Annotated in this window: 11 protein-coding genes; 3 read left to right on the top strand and 8 right to left on the bottom strand. The window is 53.2% G+C overall.

What is annotated here, in order from left to right; all coding sequences use genetic code 11:
- Nucleotides 1–8: 8 nt before the first annotated feature.
- The 6 genes from BBD41_RS15890 to BBD41_RS15865 all read right to left on the bottom strand — a co-directional run bounded on the left by BBD41_RS15890 (nt 9) and on the right by BBD41_RS15865 (nt 7,569).
- On the bottom strand, nt 9–1,031 hold the full coding sequence (locus BBD41_RS15890; RefSeq protein ID WP_099480650.1) for a carbohydrate-binding family 9-like protein: 1,023 nt from the start codon (nt 1,029–1,031) through the stop codon (nt 9–11).
- 66 nt (nt 1,032–1,097) lie between these two features.
- A complete protein-coding gene (locus BBD41_RS15885; protein WP_099478160.1) occupies nt 1,098–2,384 on the bottom strand; it encodes an alpha-L-fucosidase in 1,287 nt (428 codons plus the stop codon).
- 69 nt (nt 2,385–2,453) lie between these two features.
- A complete protein-coding gene (locus BBD41_RS15880) occupies nt 2,454–3,839 on the bottom strand; it encodes an alpha-L-fucosidase (protein ID WP_099478159.1) in 1,386 nt (461 codons plus the stop codon).
- A 181-nt stretch (nt 3,840–4,020) separates the two neighbouring features.
- Nucleotides 4,021–5,631, bottom strand: coding sequence for an extracellular solute-binding protein (locus BBD41_RS15875; RefSeq protein ID WP_007128912.1), 1,611 nt, complete (start codon nt 5,629–5,631; stop codon nt 4,021–4,023).
- A gap of 42 nt (nt 5,632–5,673) precedes the next feature.
- Nucleotides 5,674–6,582 carry a carbohydrate ABC transporter permease gene (locus tag BBD41_RS15870; RefSeq protein ID WP_077568575.1) on the bottom strand — a complete coding sequence of 303 codons (909 nt, stop codon included), beginning with the start codon at nt 6,580–6,582 and terminating at the stop codon, nt 5,674–5,676.
- 15 nt (nt 6,583–6,597) lie between these two features.
- Complete coding sequence (locus BBD41_RS15865) at nt 6,598–7,569, bottom strand: ABC transporter permease (protein ID WP_007128914.1); 972 nt, start codon at nt 7,567–7,569, stop codon at nt 6,598–6,600.
- A gap of 499 nt (nt 7,570–8,068) precedes the next feature.
- On the opposite strand from BBD41_RS15865, the gene BBD41_RS15860 reads away from it, so the two are divergent.
- Nucleotides 8,069–9,109, top strand: coding sequence for a glycoside hydrolase family 18 protein (locus BBD41_RS15860; RefSeq protein ID WP_099478158.1), 1,041 nt, complete (start codon nt 8,069–8,071; stop codon nt 9,107–9,109).
- 419 nt (nt 9,110–9,528) lie between these two features.
- On the opposite strand, the gene BBD41_RS15855 is transcribed toward BBD41_RS15860, so the two are convergent.
- Complete coding sequence (locus tag BBD41_RS15855; protein WP_077568578.1) at nt 9,529–9,747, bottom strand: DUF378 domain-containing protein; 219 nt, start codon at nt 9,745–9,747, stop codon at nt 9,529–9,531.
- Nucleotides 9,748–10,098: 351 nt separating this feature from the next.
- Between BBD41_RS15855 and BBD41_RS15850 the strand changes: the two genes are divergently transcribed.
- A protein-coding gene (locus BBD41_RS15850; protein WP_099476806.1) for an IS1182 family transposase occupies nt 10,099–11,459 on the top strand; the annotation gives its coding sequence in 2 pieces (ribosomal slippage) (nt 10,099–10,666 and nt 10,666–11,459; 1,362 coding nt in all).
- Nucleotides 11,460–11,749: 290 nt separating this feature from the next.
- Here BBD41_RS15850 and BBD41_RS15845 read toward each other — a convergent pair.
- On the bottom strand, nt 11,750–12,640 hold the full coding sequence (locus BBD41_RS15845; protein WP_099478157.1) for a LysR family transcriptional regulator: 891 nt from the start codon (nt 12,638–12,640) through the stop codon (nt 11,750–11,752).
- A gap of 160 nt (nt 12,641–12,800) precedes the next feature.
- Between BBD41_RS15845 and BBD41_RS15840 the strand changes: the two genes are divergently transcribed.
- Complete coding sequence (locus BBD41_RS15840; protein ID WP_099478156.1) at nt 12,801–13,841, top strand: YeiH family protein; 1,041 nt, start codon at nt 12,801–12,803, stop codon at nt 13,839–13,841.
- Nucleotides 13,842–14,002: the final 161 nt, after the last annotated feature.

Below are 14,002 nucleotides of genomic sequence, written 5' to 3'. Positions count from 1 at the left end.
ATCGGCTTTCACTCCTTCCACAGCTTCCCGTCTTCCCGTATACAGATCACGGCGCTGCCGTCCGAGGACGGTGCGCTGATCTGGAACAGGCCGCGGGTCGTTTCGATGACGGGCTCGATGCTCCATGAATCCTCGCCCATCAGCAGCTTCAAATCCTTTGTGAATTCGCCATGCGCTTCGTAATAATTGCGCTCGCGGTAATAGAGCTTGCGCAGCTCCCACTTGATCCACTCGTCTTCCGGCAATTCAAAGCCCGAGCCCGCTTCGCCGTCCGCGAAGACGACGTAGCCCCACAGCTCCGGATAATGCATATTGATGATGCCCATCGGCGACCAGACCCAGTTGTCCTCCGGGTATGGCTTGCCTGTCTCCGGATTCAGCACCTTGCGGTATTCGCCGTCCTGTACCTCTGTCCGCCATTCCACGCGGGAGAAGTTGACGCGCCAGAATTCGCCCGGCACCGGCGGACGCCCCTCCTTCGCGCATTCCCGCAGACTGCTCCAAGGCATCGCCACTTCCACGCTCCACTTCCGGTTATCCGCCCCGGGACGGTTCAGCTCTCCGTCGATATGCACGGCGGTCTTCAGCCCGGCGATATCCCAGCCGTTGACCGGAGGCCCGCCGTCCCGGTACGGCTTGATCAGCAGCAGATCCCATACCGTATTCAGCGCATTGATCTCGAACTCGTAATATTGATGACTATCCCCGTCCGGATCGATAAAAATCTCAAAATCATTGTCGTAAAAGATCACCGAGTCCCGCTCGGTCAGCGTTGCCCAGATCTGATCCTCGATCAGCTCCGCTGCGAAGTAGAAATACTCGTCATCCCACAGCATTTTGACCCGGGTCCGCTTTTCGGGCTTCGGCCTAAGATCCCCCTCGATATCCACGAAATCCTCGGTCCATTCCGCCGCGTCCCAGAACAGCTTATCGATCCGTCCATCCAGCTCAAGGGGCTCCTTCGCACGACGGCATACGTAATGTTTCGGAGCATATTTGATCTGCGGCTCCGGCACTCCGCTTCGGTTCATTTCATTCCCTCCGTTTGAACCGGGAGGAGGCGCCGGCTGCATAACCCGCGCCCTCCCGGCGATTGTTTAGTTATGGGTGACAACGGCTCCGGAGCCGCCGTACATCTCCAGCTCTTCGTCAAACTCAAGTTTCAGCACCGTTACCTGTTCATGCGCATCTTCCGGAGTCATATGGATCCAGGTCGTTCCCGGAATGTTGAACCATGGCACCCCGCCATGAATTTCATGGGTCAGCTCCTTGCCCGAATGCAGCACCGTAATCCTCTTGATCGGGTTGCAAAGACCTTTCAGGCATACATTCTCCTTCGGATCGTCATAGACGAACAGGTACAGCGTCTTGCGGTCCTTCGAAATGGTGCTTCCCCCCAGATAATAACGGGTCATGATGCCTTCCCCGGTTCCGAATACGGCTTCTTCATGCGTCCGGATCCAGTCGCCCAGTCCGAGCAGGATGTCCTCCTGCCGCTTGTCGATCGTGCCGTCTTCCCTCGGTCCGATATCGAGCAGCATATTGCCGCCCATCGAGATGCAGTCGCAGAACATCCGAATGATCTGATTCAGCGATTTGTACTTGTGATCGGTCGGCACGTAGCCCCAGGATGTATTGATGGTCGTGCAGAATTCCCACGGCCCCTCCGGCCTCGTGATCGGAATGCCCTGCTCCGGCGTCTTGTAATCGCCGTGCCCCTGAAGTCTTGAATTGATGATCAGATCCGGATTAAAGGACTTTAAGTAATCCTTGAATGCCGGCAGGTTCCACTGCTCGGCGCTGCGCTCCCAGTCCCCGTCGAACCACAGCAGGTCCACCTTCCCGTAATTCGTCAGGATCTCGCGCAGCTGCTGATTGTTAAATTCGAGGAACTTCCGCCATCTCTCCTCATCCTGAACGCCGTCCACCGGGCTTGAGAACCGGTTGACGCTCCCGAGGTCTTCCGGCACGCGGCCTCCTTCATACACGGTCGGATAATCCGGATGCGACCAGTCGATCAGCGAAAAATACATCCCGAGCCGGAGCCCCCGCTTCTTCACCGCTTCAGCATATTCCTTGATAATATCCCGCTTCGCAGGCGTCCGCTTGACCACATTCAAGTCGCTGTACTGCGTATCCCACAATGCAACGCCGTCATGATGCTTTGTCGTCAGCACCGCATATTTCGCGCCGGATTTCTCGATCAGATCCGCCCAGGCATCGGCATCGAATTTCGATGCCGTAAAGCCGTCAAGCTGTTTCATATACTCCTCATAGCTGATCCTTCCGTTATAGAAGGACCAGGATTCGGAGACCCCGTCCACCGCATAGATGCCGTAGTGGATAAAGATCCCCAGCTTCGCCTCCTCAAACCATGGCTGCATATCGTCCGCACCTTTCCCCGATGTACTTGTAGCTTCCCTTCGCCGCCTTCCGAGCTGCCGGCCTATCCCTTAACGGATCCGGAACACATGAGCGATCGGCGCCGTTCCATGCAGCTCCCGCTCCGGCAGCCGTACCGCAATTCCGTTCTCCGTACGGCGGTAATCCAGCATCTCCTGGCCGCCGATCAGGTCGATACGGCTCGGATCTGTCTGAAGCGGAAGATGCACTTCCCCGGCAACCTCCTCCTGCTCGTCCTTGTACAGATAGAAGGCGTACGTTGTGTCCCCTTTTCGGGTGAAATGGACGTTCTGGACGGAATACGGCTCGCAGGTCCGCGTGCCATAGATGGCATCGCCGTATACCTTCAGCCATTCGCCCATGCCCTTCATCCGCGAGATCGCCGTCTCCGGCAGCCTTCCGTCCGGCTGCGGCCCGATATTGAGCGCGAGGTTGCCGCCCTTGGCCACGATCTCCACAAGCAGATGGATCAGCTGGCGCACCGATTTATAACGGTCCTCATACCGGAAGGAGAACGATGTTCCCATCGTGATGCAGCTCTCCCAAGGAACGTGCAGGGCACGCTCAGGCAGCGTCTGCTCCGGCGTAATGAGATTTTCGTAAGGTCCGCCGACCGTCCGGTCCGCCGACAGAAGCCACGGCTGAATCTCGCGCGCTTTCTCCACGACCTCGCCCAGCCGAATGTTCTGATCCCGATAATCATTCACCCAGCCGGCGTCAAGCCACAGCACGTCAATCCGTCCATACCTTGTCATGAGCTCCATGATTTGCTGATGCGTGAACTGAACGAATTGCTCCCATAACCAAGGGTATTCCTTCGGGTTATAGCTAGGCCCCCGCGACGTGAAGCTGCCGGCTTCCATGCCGGGCGCCCAGTAGTAAGGCGTATGCCAATCGGCTTTGGAGAAGTAGGCGGAGATGCCAAGCCCCCTTGCCCGGAACGCATCGAACAGATTCTTGGTAATATCGGCGTATTTATGCCGATGGAACGGACAATCCGGGCCCGTGATCCGATAGTCGGTCGTATGGGTATCCCACATGCAGAAGCCGTCATGATGCTTCGTCGTAAAATTCAAATACTTGAAGCCGTTATCAGCGGCCAGGTCCGCCCACAGGTCCGGCTGGAAGCGCAGCGGATTGAACGTTTTATTCAAGTCAAAATACTGCCGCTTAAGCTCCTCCGCGTCGATGTCCCAGTCAATTCCGTCACGCGACCATTCCGCATCCTTATCGCTCAGCGCCCAGGATTCAACGAGCCCCAGCTGGGAATAAGGGCCCCAGTGCATCATGAGCCCAAGCTTCTGGTCCTTAAACCATTCAAGACGCTCCAGCAGCAGCGGATCCTCCGGCTTGACCCATTTGTCTTCACTGCTGTAATTGTGGACGCCTGCCTCCACGACCGGCTGCTCTTCTTCGATCAGCTTGTTCTCCGACATGTTAATACCTCCGAGTAGGTTGATTGTTCGTCACCGGGCGATTCGCTTCGGGCGGTCCGCAAGCCGCTCGCCGGTTTCGCTTCATTTTTCTTTTGTCCGTTTAAAAATAAGAGCCAACCCCCGGTCTAGAAGCCTGGACCGGGATATGTTGGCCTTTTGTTGTTCTTGTTATAGATCTGTATTATTTATTGGTGTTCCAGCGGTCGTAAGCGCCTTGGTACAGCTCGACGATGCGGTCGCCGCCCATCTTCTTGACTTGGGCTACATACTTATCCCAATTTTCAAGCGGCTCTTGGCCCGTGATGAACTTCGCTTCCATCTGTTTAACGTAAGTGTCCAGATCGGACATCAACGCCGTAGCCTCGCTTTGCTCCTCATTGGTCAAATACACGTTAGGGAATGGAGCTTTGCCGATCGGCACCAGCTTCTCTTGGTTTTGCTGATCGATCCACTCATCAAATTCGGTACGCAGCCCTTTCGCCACTTCAGGATCGTTGATGCCCGGCGTCAGAATGCCGTAGTTTGGCGTGATTTTACCGCGGTATTCCTCACGGTCGCCGCCATCCGGAACCGGAAGCCATTCTTTCACGCGGTTCTCTTTATCCTTGAACTTCCAGAGCACGCCTTCAGGTCCTTGATTGAACAGCGTCGAACCTTCATAGCTGTAGAGGTAGTCGATCCAGCGCATAGTCGCCTCAGGTGCAGGGTTCTTGCTGGAAATGGCGAACGTGCCGCGTGCCGACATGCCCGGATGCTTGCCGTATACCGGAGATCCTTCGATTTCGCTCTTCACCGGCGTCATGAGCGGATGCTCGGTGCTAGGCTCGCCACCCAGGGTGAAGTACGGATGATAGTCGTTGAATAATGCGAGCTGATTGTTTTCGCCTTTGGCTTTCTTCTGGTCTGCCGTTTGGGAGAAGGTTTCGTGATCCAGCAGCTCTTCCTTCCACAGACGGTTCATGAATGTCAGGTAGCCCTTATAGCCTTCTTCTTGGAAAGGATAATGCACCTTTCCTTCCTTGTCGGCATAGATGCCTTCGTTGTACATACCCCAGAAGCCGAAGAAGTACATCCGCAGGTCATCCAGCTTGACGGAAGTCAGCGGAATCTCGTCCTTCTTGCCGTTGCCGTTCGGATCCTCTTCCTTCACGCGCTTCAGGAACGTATACAGCTCTTCGGTTGTTTTCGGCTCGCTGACGTTGAGCGCTTTTAGGAACTTGCCGTTATACCACATCGGTCCGCGGTACCATACCGCTGCGGTATCGATAAACGGCAGTGCATACATATGGCCGTCCGGCGTCGTAAACGATTTGCGCACATCCGGATGCGCATCCAGAACCTTCTTGATGTTCGGGGCATAGCCTTCATCAATGTATTTTTCTAGCGGAATCAGGATGCCTTGACTGCCGTAAGTAACTTGCTCAGCCGGCTTCAAATCCGCAGCGTAAAACATATCCGGGAGATCACCGCTTGCAAACACCAGGTTCTTCTTCGTCTCAAAGCTGTCGATCGGCGAGAGCTGATACTCCAGCTTGATGTTCGTCAATTTCTCCATCTCTTGCAGGACAGGCATCGTCTTCCAGTCCGCCACCCCGGCGTCCTGGGACATGACCGTCAGCGTAATCGGCTCATCGACGATCGGGAAGCCTTCCTTCTTGACCTCCGTGCTGCTGGACGTTCCGGAAGGTGCGGCAGAACCGCCGTCTCCCTTTGGCGAACCGCAGGCTGCAAGCATGGCTGCCGACAAGGTAAGACAGAGTAAAACGGATGATGCCTTACGAAGCTTCTTCATAACAACAACTCCCCTTTTTTTGGTGTAGATTATGGTTTAAGATCAGCCCTTTACAGAACCAATCATAACACCCTGCACAAAGTAACGCTGAAGGAATGGATAGATGACAATAACTGGCACCGTTGCGACGATGATGACGGCGTATTTGACCAGTGCGGCGATTTCGGCCTTCGAGTTCATGGCGGCAGCCGATGAAATGTCGATGGCTCCTCCGCCTTGGGCCGCCATCTCCTGCAGAACCAGAATCTGTCGCAGGAAGAGCTGCAGCGGATACTTCGCCGCATCGTTCAGATAGATCATGGCGCTGAAATAGCTGTTCCAGTGCCCGACGCCATAGAAGAGCGCCATGACGGCGATAATCGGCATCGACAGCGGCAGCACGATTTTGATGAACAACCGGAAATTCGTACATCCGTCGATATGAGCGGCTTCCTGCAGCTCCTTCGGAATGGTCGACTGGAAGAACGTCCGTGCAACGATAATGTTCCAGATCGAAGCGGCTCCCGGCAGAATGAGCGCCCACATGCTGTTGACCATGCCGAGATCCTTGACGAGCAGGTAGCTCGGTACGAGGCCCCCGCCGAAAAACATCGTGACCAGGAACATCGCCATGAAGAATCCACGGCCTACAAAGTCGCTCCGGCTTAGCGCGTAAGCGGCCGGCAGCGTGACAAACAGGTTGACCGCCGTTCCGATCACGGTATAGATAATGGTGTTCTTGTAGCCGATCCAGATATTCTGGTTCTCGAACACCCGAGCATAGCCCTCGAAGGTAATTCCTTTAGGGAACAGCCACATTTCGCCCGAGGCGACGGCCTTCGGATCGCTGATCGATGCGCTGACGATATACAGCAGCGGGTACAGAACAATGACTAGCGCGATCGTTAAGTACAGATAGTTGCAGAATAGAAACAGTTTATCTCCGTTGCTTTCTTTAACTCCGGATGCCATGCGTAATTCCTCCTTCTACCACAGACTGTTTTCGCTGGTGCGCCGCGCAATTTGGTTGACCGTGAGCAGCAGAATCGCATTGACCACGGAGTTGAACAAGCCGACTGCCGTTGAGAAGCTGTACTGCGCATCCACCAAACCGGAGCGATAAACGAAGGTCGAGATGACATCGGACGACTCCATATTAAGCGGGTTCTGGAGAAGCAGGATTTTCTCGAAGCCGACGCCCAGAATGCTTCCCATATTCAAAATCAGCAATATCGTAATGGTCGGAACGATCGCCGGAAGATTGATATGCAAAATCCGTTTGAACCGGCTGGCACCGTCGACGACGGCGGCTTCATGCAGCTGCGGGTCCACGCCCGACAAGGCTGCCAGGTAGATGATCGTTCCCCAGCCCGTGCTCTGCCAAACCCCGGACAGCACGTACACCGTCTTAAACCAGGCAGGGTCGGTCAAAAATTGGGGCGGCGTAAATCCGAGAAACTCCACCAGATTGACAATCATGCCCGTCGATGGCGTCAAGAAGGTAATAATCATACCGGACATGACGACCACCGAAATAAAATGCGGTGCATAAGTTACCGTCTGTACCGTCCGTTTGAAGAACGAGTCCCTTACCTCATTAAAGGCAAGCGCCAGGATGATCGGCAGCGGGAATCCTATCGCAAGCTCGTACAAGCTGATGCTCAGCGTGTTCCAGAGCAGGTCCCAGAAATAATAAGAATTAAAGAAGCGAACGAAGTGGTCGAATCCGACCCACGGGCTTCCCGTTATCCCTAATGTCGGGATGAAGTTTTTAAAGGCGATTTGTATCCCGTACATCGGCCCGTAATGGAATATCAGAAAGTACAGAAATGCGGGGGCGATAAACAGGTACAGCTCCCAGTTTCGGACCATCCTCCTCCATAAGGTATTTTTCTTGCGGCTTGCCGTTGTGTTAACCGATATGCTCTGCGACAGGGCGGTGTGGCCATCTTGCTGCATCGGTTTCTCCCTCCTCTTCTAATGGAAATCCGGTCAATTTAAGAGGCTGTTCAAAAAGCCGCCTTCTGATCTCGTAGCCAATCAAGGTGCTGATAGACCGACTTTTTGAACGCTCGCTTTAAGGATAAGCACCCCTGTTCAAATGTAAGGAAAGAGGTTCCTTGAGCACACTTCCTCATCTGCGGATTGCCGCACCGGAAAATGTTAACGCTTACATCCCAAGTGTATGAACTGCGGACCGATCCGTAAATATGTCATTTTCAATGGTCATTGTAAGCGGCTACAATCGTTGATCCTACGCGGTTTTGGGCGTTTTTGCGCAGCTTGTCATTGTCATTTCGGCCAAGGAAAACATGTTGATTTTGACCGCAGCCAACGCTTTGGCAAACTGTGCAAACGATTCGCGCCGTCTTGACAGATGCTGGATAGGAACGCTAAGCTTCAAAAAAACAGCCGTATCGCAAATCTCACATATTTTATTGAAACGAGGTTGAAGCTCATGACGGAATCCCCTTGGATTTTTGCCGGATATGCGGGACGCAGGGTTCTCTCCGAGGTTACGGCAGAGGACGCGCTGCGGCTCACCCATCTGAACGTAGCATTTGCCCACATCCGGGAAGGCGCCATTTCGTACCCCCATCCGGAGACTGCCGATGAAATCCGCCGGCTGAAATCGGTTAACCCCAAGCTTCAGGTTCTGCTGTCGGTCGGCGGCTGGGGCTCCAGCGGCTTCTCCGAGGCAGCCGCCTCGCCGGAAGCAAGGGCGCGCCTTTGCGAATCCGCTAATGAAATTTTGGAGAATTATCCTTTTGACGGAATCGACCTGGACTGGGAGTATCCCTGCTATTCGGTTGCCGGCACCTCCGCTTCGCCTGACGACAAGCGGAATTTCACGCTGCTGCTTCAGGCGCTCAGAGAGTCTCTGGACCGGTTCGGGCAGGAGAAGCACCGCCGCTATATGCTGACCATTGCCGCAGGAGCCGATCAATATTATATAGATGGAACCGAGATCGACCTCATCCACCCCTTTCTGGATTTCATACAGCTGATGACCTACGACATGCGCGGCGGCTTCCAGACATACACCGGGCACCATGCGAATCTGTATACGTCCACCGGCGATCTGTTCCGGATCAGTGCGGACGCCTCGGTGCGATTATTCACAGCGGCGGGGGTGCCGCGCGGGAAAATCGTCATCGGAGCTGCCTTCTATTCGAGAGGATGGAACAACGTGCCGAACGTAAACAACGGATATCTCCAGGTCGCTCCGACCGCAGGCGGTTACGGTCCGACTTATACGCAGCTCGCCGCTCATTATTTGAACAATCCCGCCTTCACACGGCATTGGGACGACGAGGCGAAAGCCCCTTACCTGTTCGACGGCAGCAGCTTCATCAGCTACGATGATCCCGAGTCGTTAACGCATAAATGCCATTACGTAAAGGAGCAGCGGCTTGCAGGGATCATGTTCTGGGAATACAGCTGCGATGCGACACGCAGCCTGCTGGATGCGATGCATAAGGCGCTCCTTCTGGAATGATCGACCTCGCTCTAGCCTCCTTTCTCTTTTAATCGAATCTTCTTCGGTTTCGGCCTGCTTTCTCTTTTGACGGAGAGGCAGGCTGTTTTTCGTTTGTGGGATTAACAGCAGCAAATCGATCGTTAATGTAATATTATTTAACACGTTGTTGTCATCCGCTCAAGCCTGTGTTTGCTGCTTGTTTTCATTCTAGGGGACCCTCTTTTTTTCGTAAATATGTCGTTTTTAATCGGGGTGAAATTCGGGAACACCTTGATATGACTGGACATTGTCTGTATGATATGTTGATTTTGTCCTGTGAATCCGCAAGGTTCACATGATCGCTCATACATAAAAAAGCCGCTTCGACAAAACGAAGCAGCTTGTTTACAAACCGTTTTATATCATCTATATTACATGGATATGTTATATAAATTAACCTATTTAGCTGTTCTTCGATCATCATTGGTAACGTCACCGAAGAATCGGATCGAGTACAGCGCACACAGTCCCACAATCGTGTAAACGATCCGCGAACCTGCAGAGCTCTGCCCGCCGAACAATGCGGCGACCAGATCGTATTGAAACAAGCCAACCAGCAGCCAATTGATGCCGCCAATGATCAGCAGCAAGAGCGCAATGGTATTCCACGTTTTCATCGTTTTCCCCCCTTATATGATCCGAATGTTGATGAACTTCTTGAATCGCGTGCTATATAAGATGAACGATTGAACGGGATATCGGGCAATTGGGCTGTAATTTTCCTGCAAATCGCTGCTGCTCCGATCTCATTCTTTGGTTCATTCTATATAGTTCTAGTAGTTTTAGTATCCAGTCTTAACCTTTTCTTGGCATTGTAATCATCTATGTGCAAAAAAACATCCTCCGTAAAGGAGGATCAGGCTGTCGAGAAAGTCTCGACAGCTATTTTCTTGTGAATTTAATTCAACACGACACCGCGTTAATGTTGTATAATAATAGTAAATAAACCGTTCGGAAGGGTGTTACATATGTTGCGTTCGAATCGAGAAAAACAGCAGACTTACGAATTTGTTTCGATTGAAGAATTGGTTCCTCAAGATCATCTGCTCCGTAAAGTGGACAAGTATATCGATTTCTCTTTCATCGACGAAAAGGTTCGTCCGCTTTACTGTGCGGATACTGGGCGGCCTGCTATCGACCCTGTCGTGTTATTTAAGATGATTTTCCTCGGTTATTTTTATGGCATCCGTTCCGAACGCCAACTCGAACGTGAAATTCAAACCAACCTTGCTTACCGCTGGTTTTTGGGGTTAGGTTTAACCGACAAAGTGCCGGACCACTCTACGATTAGCTGGAATCGTCGCACGCGCTTTAAAGACACCGAGATTTTTCAGGAGATCTTCGATGAGATTGTGCTTCAAGCTATCCAGCACCGTATGGTGGGCGGACGTGTCTTAGTTACCGACTCAACCCACGTCAAAGCGAATGCGAACAAGCATAAATACACAAAAGAACAGGTTTTGCAAAACACTCGTGATTATGTGAGTGAACTTAATGCGGCCGTAGAGGCTGACCGGAATGCACATGGAAAAAAGCGCTAAAGCCAAGAGAGGACGTGATCGAGGAAAAGGAAGTTAAAGTGAGCACGACAGATCCCGAAAGCGGTTATATGATTCGTGATGGGAAACCGGAAGGATTCTTCTATTTAGACCACCGTACCGTGGACCTGAAATATAATATGATTACGGATGTCCATGTCACCGCCGGAAATGTCCATGATTCTGTACCATATTTGTCCCGTTTGGATCGTCAACAAGAACGATTTGGTTTTAAAGTCGAAGCCGTTGCTCTGGACTCCGGGTACTTGACTTCACCCATCTGCAAAGGGCTGCAAAGCCGAAACATCTTTGCCGTTATTGCTCACCGAAGATTTCACCCGACCCAGGGTTTATTCCCTAAATGGAAGTTCACGTATGATGCGGAGCGCAATCTTTATGTTTGCCCTGCAAAGCACGAATTACCGTACAAGACGACCAACCGTGAGGGATACCGACAGTACGCTTCGGATCCACAGCACTGCAAGAACTGCCCGTTATTAAATGAATGCACGCGGTCTCGCAACCACCGAAAGGTGGTAACTCGTCATGTCTGGGAGGACAGCAAAGAGTGGGTGCGAGGCAACCGGTTGAGTCGATCCGGGAAATATCTCTACCGAAAACGAAAAGAAACGATTGAGCGAAGCTTCGCGGATGCCAAAGAGCTCCATGGGTTTCGCTATTGCCGTTTGCGCGGGCTGCAAAACGTCAGGGAACAGGCCCTGATGACAGCAGCTGTACAGAACATGAAGAAGATGGCGATCCACCTGGATCGCCTGGAAAAACGGGGGTAATCTCCCCGTTTTCACTTTTGAAGTGACCACTTGAAATTGAGAAACCCTGCACTTTAGAAAAAAGTACAGGGTTTCTCGACAATCTGATCCTCCGTAAAGGAGGATGCTGCGACGTCTGGATTTTGCTGCGCTCGGTTCCAACCGCTCCCGGTACCATATCTGCACAATCTAAACCGTTTCGCTCTTTATTATGCTGATTGAAAAAGCCGCGCTTTGGATTTTGAAAAATCCTCATGAAGGGGTTCATTTCAGCATGCGATATAAATTGAGCGGACCGTACCTGCGGCACTTTATTTGGCCATCCCCTCCTTGCTCCTAAGCAGCTCAAGAAATACTTCCACGGCTTTCGTATGGTAGGGCGTTTTCTGTAAAATGAGGGAGAAGCGGCGAATCACGGGCCGTCCGTCCGGCTTCAGCATATGGAGGGTGCCGAGCTGGAGCTCCTTGCGCACGACAAATCGTGACAGCAGCGTAACGCCTAAGCCAGCCTCAACCGATTCCTTGATCAGCTGTGTGCTGCCGAATTCAACCACATGCCGGGGATGAAAGCCGCTTGCAGCGAACATTCGCTCCGTCGCCTCGCGGGTGCCCGAGCCCTGCTCGCGCACGATCCACGTCTCCGTTTGAAGCTCTGCCAGCGGGATTTCAGACAGCTGTTCATAGCGCTGGCCCCGCGGAACGACAATGACCATTTCATCCTCGGCGAACGCCTCAATTTGCAGCCGCTCGTCCTGATAATCCCCCTCAACGATACCGATATCCGCCTCGTGCCGCAGAATCATTCCCGCCACTTCGGCCGTGTTTCCGATGGTGATGGTTGGACGGATTAACGGATACTGCTGCCTTAAGGAAGCGATCATGCGCGGGAGCAAATACTCGCCGAAGGTGTAGCTGGATCCGATCGACAAATCGCCGCTTGCCCGATGCATTACATCATCCACCAGGGCATTCATGCGTGTATATAACCCCAGAATCTCCTTCGCGTGATGATATACGATCTCTCCCGCTTTATTCAGTCGGACATATTTATTGCTCCGATCCAGCAGCCGCGTCCCTAATGAGCGCTCCAATGCCCGAATATATTGACTTACCGCAGGCTGCGTCATTAACAGCTCCTCCGCTGCCCGAGTGAAGTTCCCTTTCTCAACGACGGTTACAAAAACCTCTAGCGCCTGATCCATCCCCCGCCCTCTCCCTCTCTTTGCATTCATTATGTTGCACAGCTCAAATCCTATCATAATTAAATACTTATCATTACTATTATTATGATTTATTTTTCTTATTTAATAAAGTGGGATACGATAGGTTCAGACCAACCGAACAAACCGGAGGTTATGACTTATGGCTGAACCCGTGCATTCCCAATCGCAAGCCGCCGTCCCTGCCGCGCTGCCGAAGAAGCCGTCGATGACGGCTGTCATCGGCGGTATCGCATTTACGCTGGCGATCGCCCTCATCGGCCTGGCGCTCGCCAGCCTTCCAGGCCTTCGCTATCTTGGCCAACTGGCTTGGGCGATTCTGATTGCCGCCGTGTACCGCCAGATGCGCGGTTATCCGGAGGCGCTGCGCCCCGGGATCCAGTTCACGGCCAAGCGGCTTCTTCGTCTGGCCATTATCTTGTATGGGCTGAAGCTGAATATCGGCATCGTATGGCATCAAGGCCTTGGGCTCATGCTGAGGGATGTCATCAGCGTTGTGTTTGCCATCGCCGTGACACTGCTCATCGCCAAGCGGCTTAAAGCGGATATGTCCCTGTCCCTGCTGCTGGGGATTGGAACAGGCGTATGCGGGGCGGCTGCCATTGCAGCCGTATCGCCGATCGTGCAAGCCAAGGAGAAGGATACCGCGCTGGGAGCAGGGATGATTGCATTTGTCGGCACGATTGCTGCCATCCTCTATACCTTGATACAGCCGTTACTGCCCTTAACCGCCACCCAGTTCGGCATCTGGTCGGGCATAAGTCTTCACGAAATCGCTCATGTAGCGCTTGCGGGAGCTTCCGCGGGCGAGGAGGCCTTGACGCTCGCCCTGCTCGCCAAGCTTGGCCGCGTATTCCTGCTTCTGCCCTTGAGCGCCCTCCTGATGCTCTGGATGAAGCGGACGCGCCCGAATGAAAGCCGGGCCAAACCGGAGTTTCCCTGGTTTCTCATCGGCTTTATGGCAGCAAGCATGCTGGGCAGCTGGGAATATACCGGACAGCCGATGATTCCCCTTCCGCTCAAGGATGCGTTGTCGCAAATCGCCTCCTTTCTGCTGGCGATGGCGATGGTAGGCCTTGGATTGAATGTTCATGTCAAGGATGTACGCAGAGCCTGGAGACCGCTGCTGGCCATGGCCATAACGACGACCCTGTTGGTCCTGCTGACTTATATGTTGGTCTAAATCCACGGCTCACGCTGCCTGAGACGACTTTTTCTTACCGCGTGTTTTTCTTACCGCGTGCCTCTCCCCGCGCGCGGTGTAATGATGACTGCTGCACGATGATCGGCGTCGACGCTCTGACGTCAAGCCATGGAGCATGTCGGCGCAAGCGGGCGGAATCC

This window comes from Paenibacillus ihbetae, from assembly GCF_002741055.1.
In the GTDB taxonomy this organism is placed as follows: domain Bacteria; phylum Bacillota; class Bacilli; order Paenibacillales; family Paenibacillaceae; genus Paenibacillus_AQ; species Paenibacillus_AQ ihbetae.
This window is presented reverse-complemented; position numbering and strand designations above follow the sequence as displayed.

Coding starts and splice junctions, on each gene's coding strand:
- BBD41_RS15840 (WP_099478156.1), top strand. CDS start 12,801: ATGGCTGAACCCGTGCATTCCCAATCGCAAGCCGCCGTCCCTGCCGCG.
- BBD41_RS15880 (WP_099478159.1), bottom strand. CDS start 3,839: ATGTCGGAGAACAAGCTGATCGAAGAAGAGCAGCCGGTCGTGGAGGCA.
- BBD41_RS15885 (WP_099478160.1), bottom strand. CDS start 2,384: ATGCAGCCATGGTTTGAGGAGGCGAAGCTGGGGATCTTTATCCACTAC.
- BBD41_RS15855 (WP_077568578.1), bottom strand. CDS start 9,747: ATGAAAACGTGGAATACCATTGCGCTCTTGCTGCTGATCATTGGCGGC.
- BBD41_RS15860 (WP_099478158.1), top strand. CDS start 8,069: ATGACGGAATCCCCTTGGATTTTTGCCGGATATGCGGGACGCAGGGTT.
- BBD41_RS15890 (WP_099480650.1), bottom strand. CDS start 1,031: ATGAACCGAAGCGGAGTGCCGGAGCCGCAGATCAAATATGCTCCGAAA.
- BBD41_RS15845 (WP_099478157.1), bottom strand. CDS start 12,640: ATGGATCAGGCGCTAGAGGTTTTTGTAACCGTCGTTGAGAAAGGGAAC.
- BBD41_RS15870 (WP_077568575.1), bottom strand. CDS start 6,582: ATGGCATCCGGAGTTAAAGAAAGCAACGGAGATAAACTGTTTCTATTC.
- BBD41_RS15875 (WP_007128912.1), bottom strand. CDS start 5,631: ATGAAGAAGCTTCGTAAGGCATCATCCGTTTTACTCTGTCTTACCTTG.
- BBD41_RS15865 (WP_007128914.1), bottom strand. CDS start 7,569: ATGCAGCAAGATGGCCACACCGCCCTGTCGCAGAGCATATCGGTTAAC.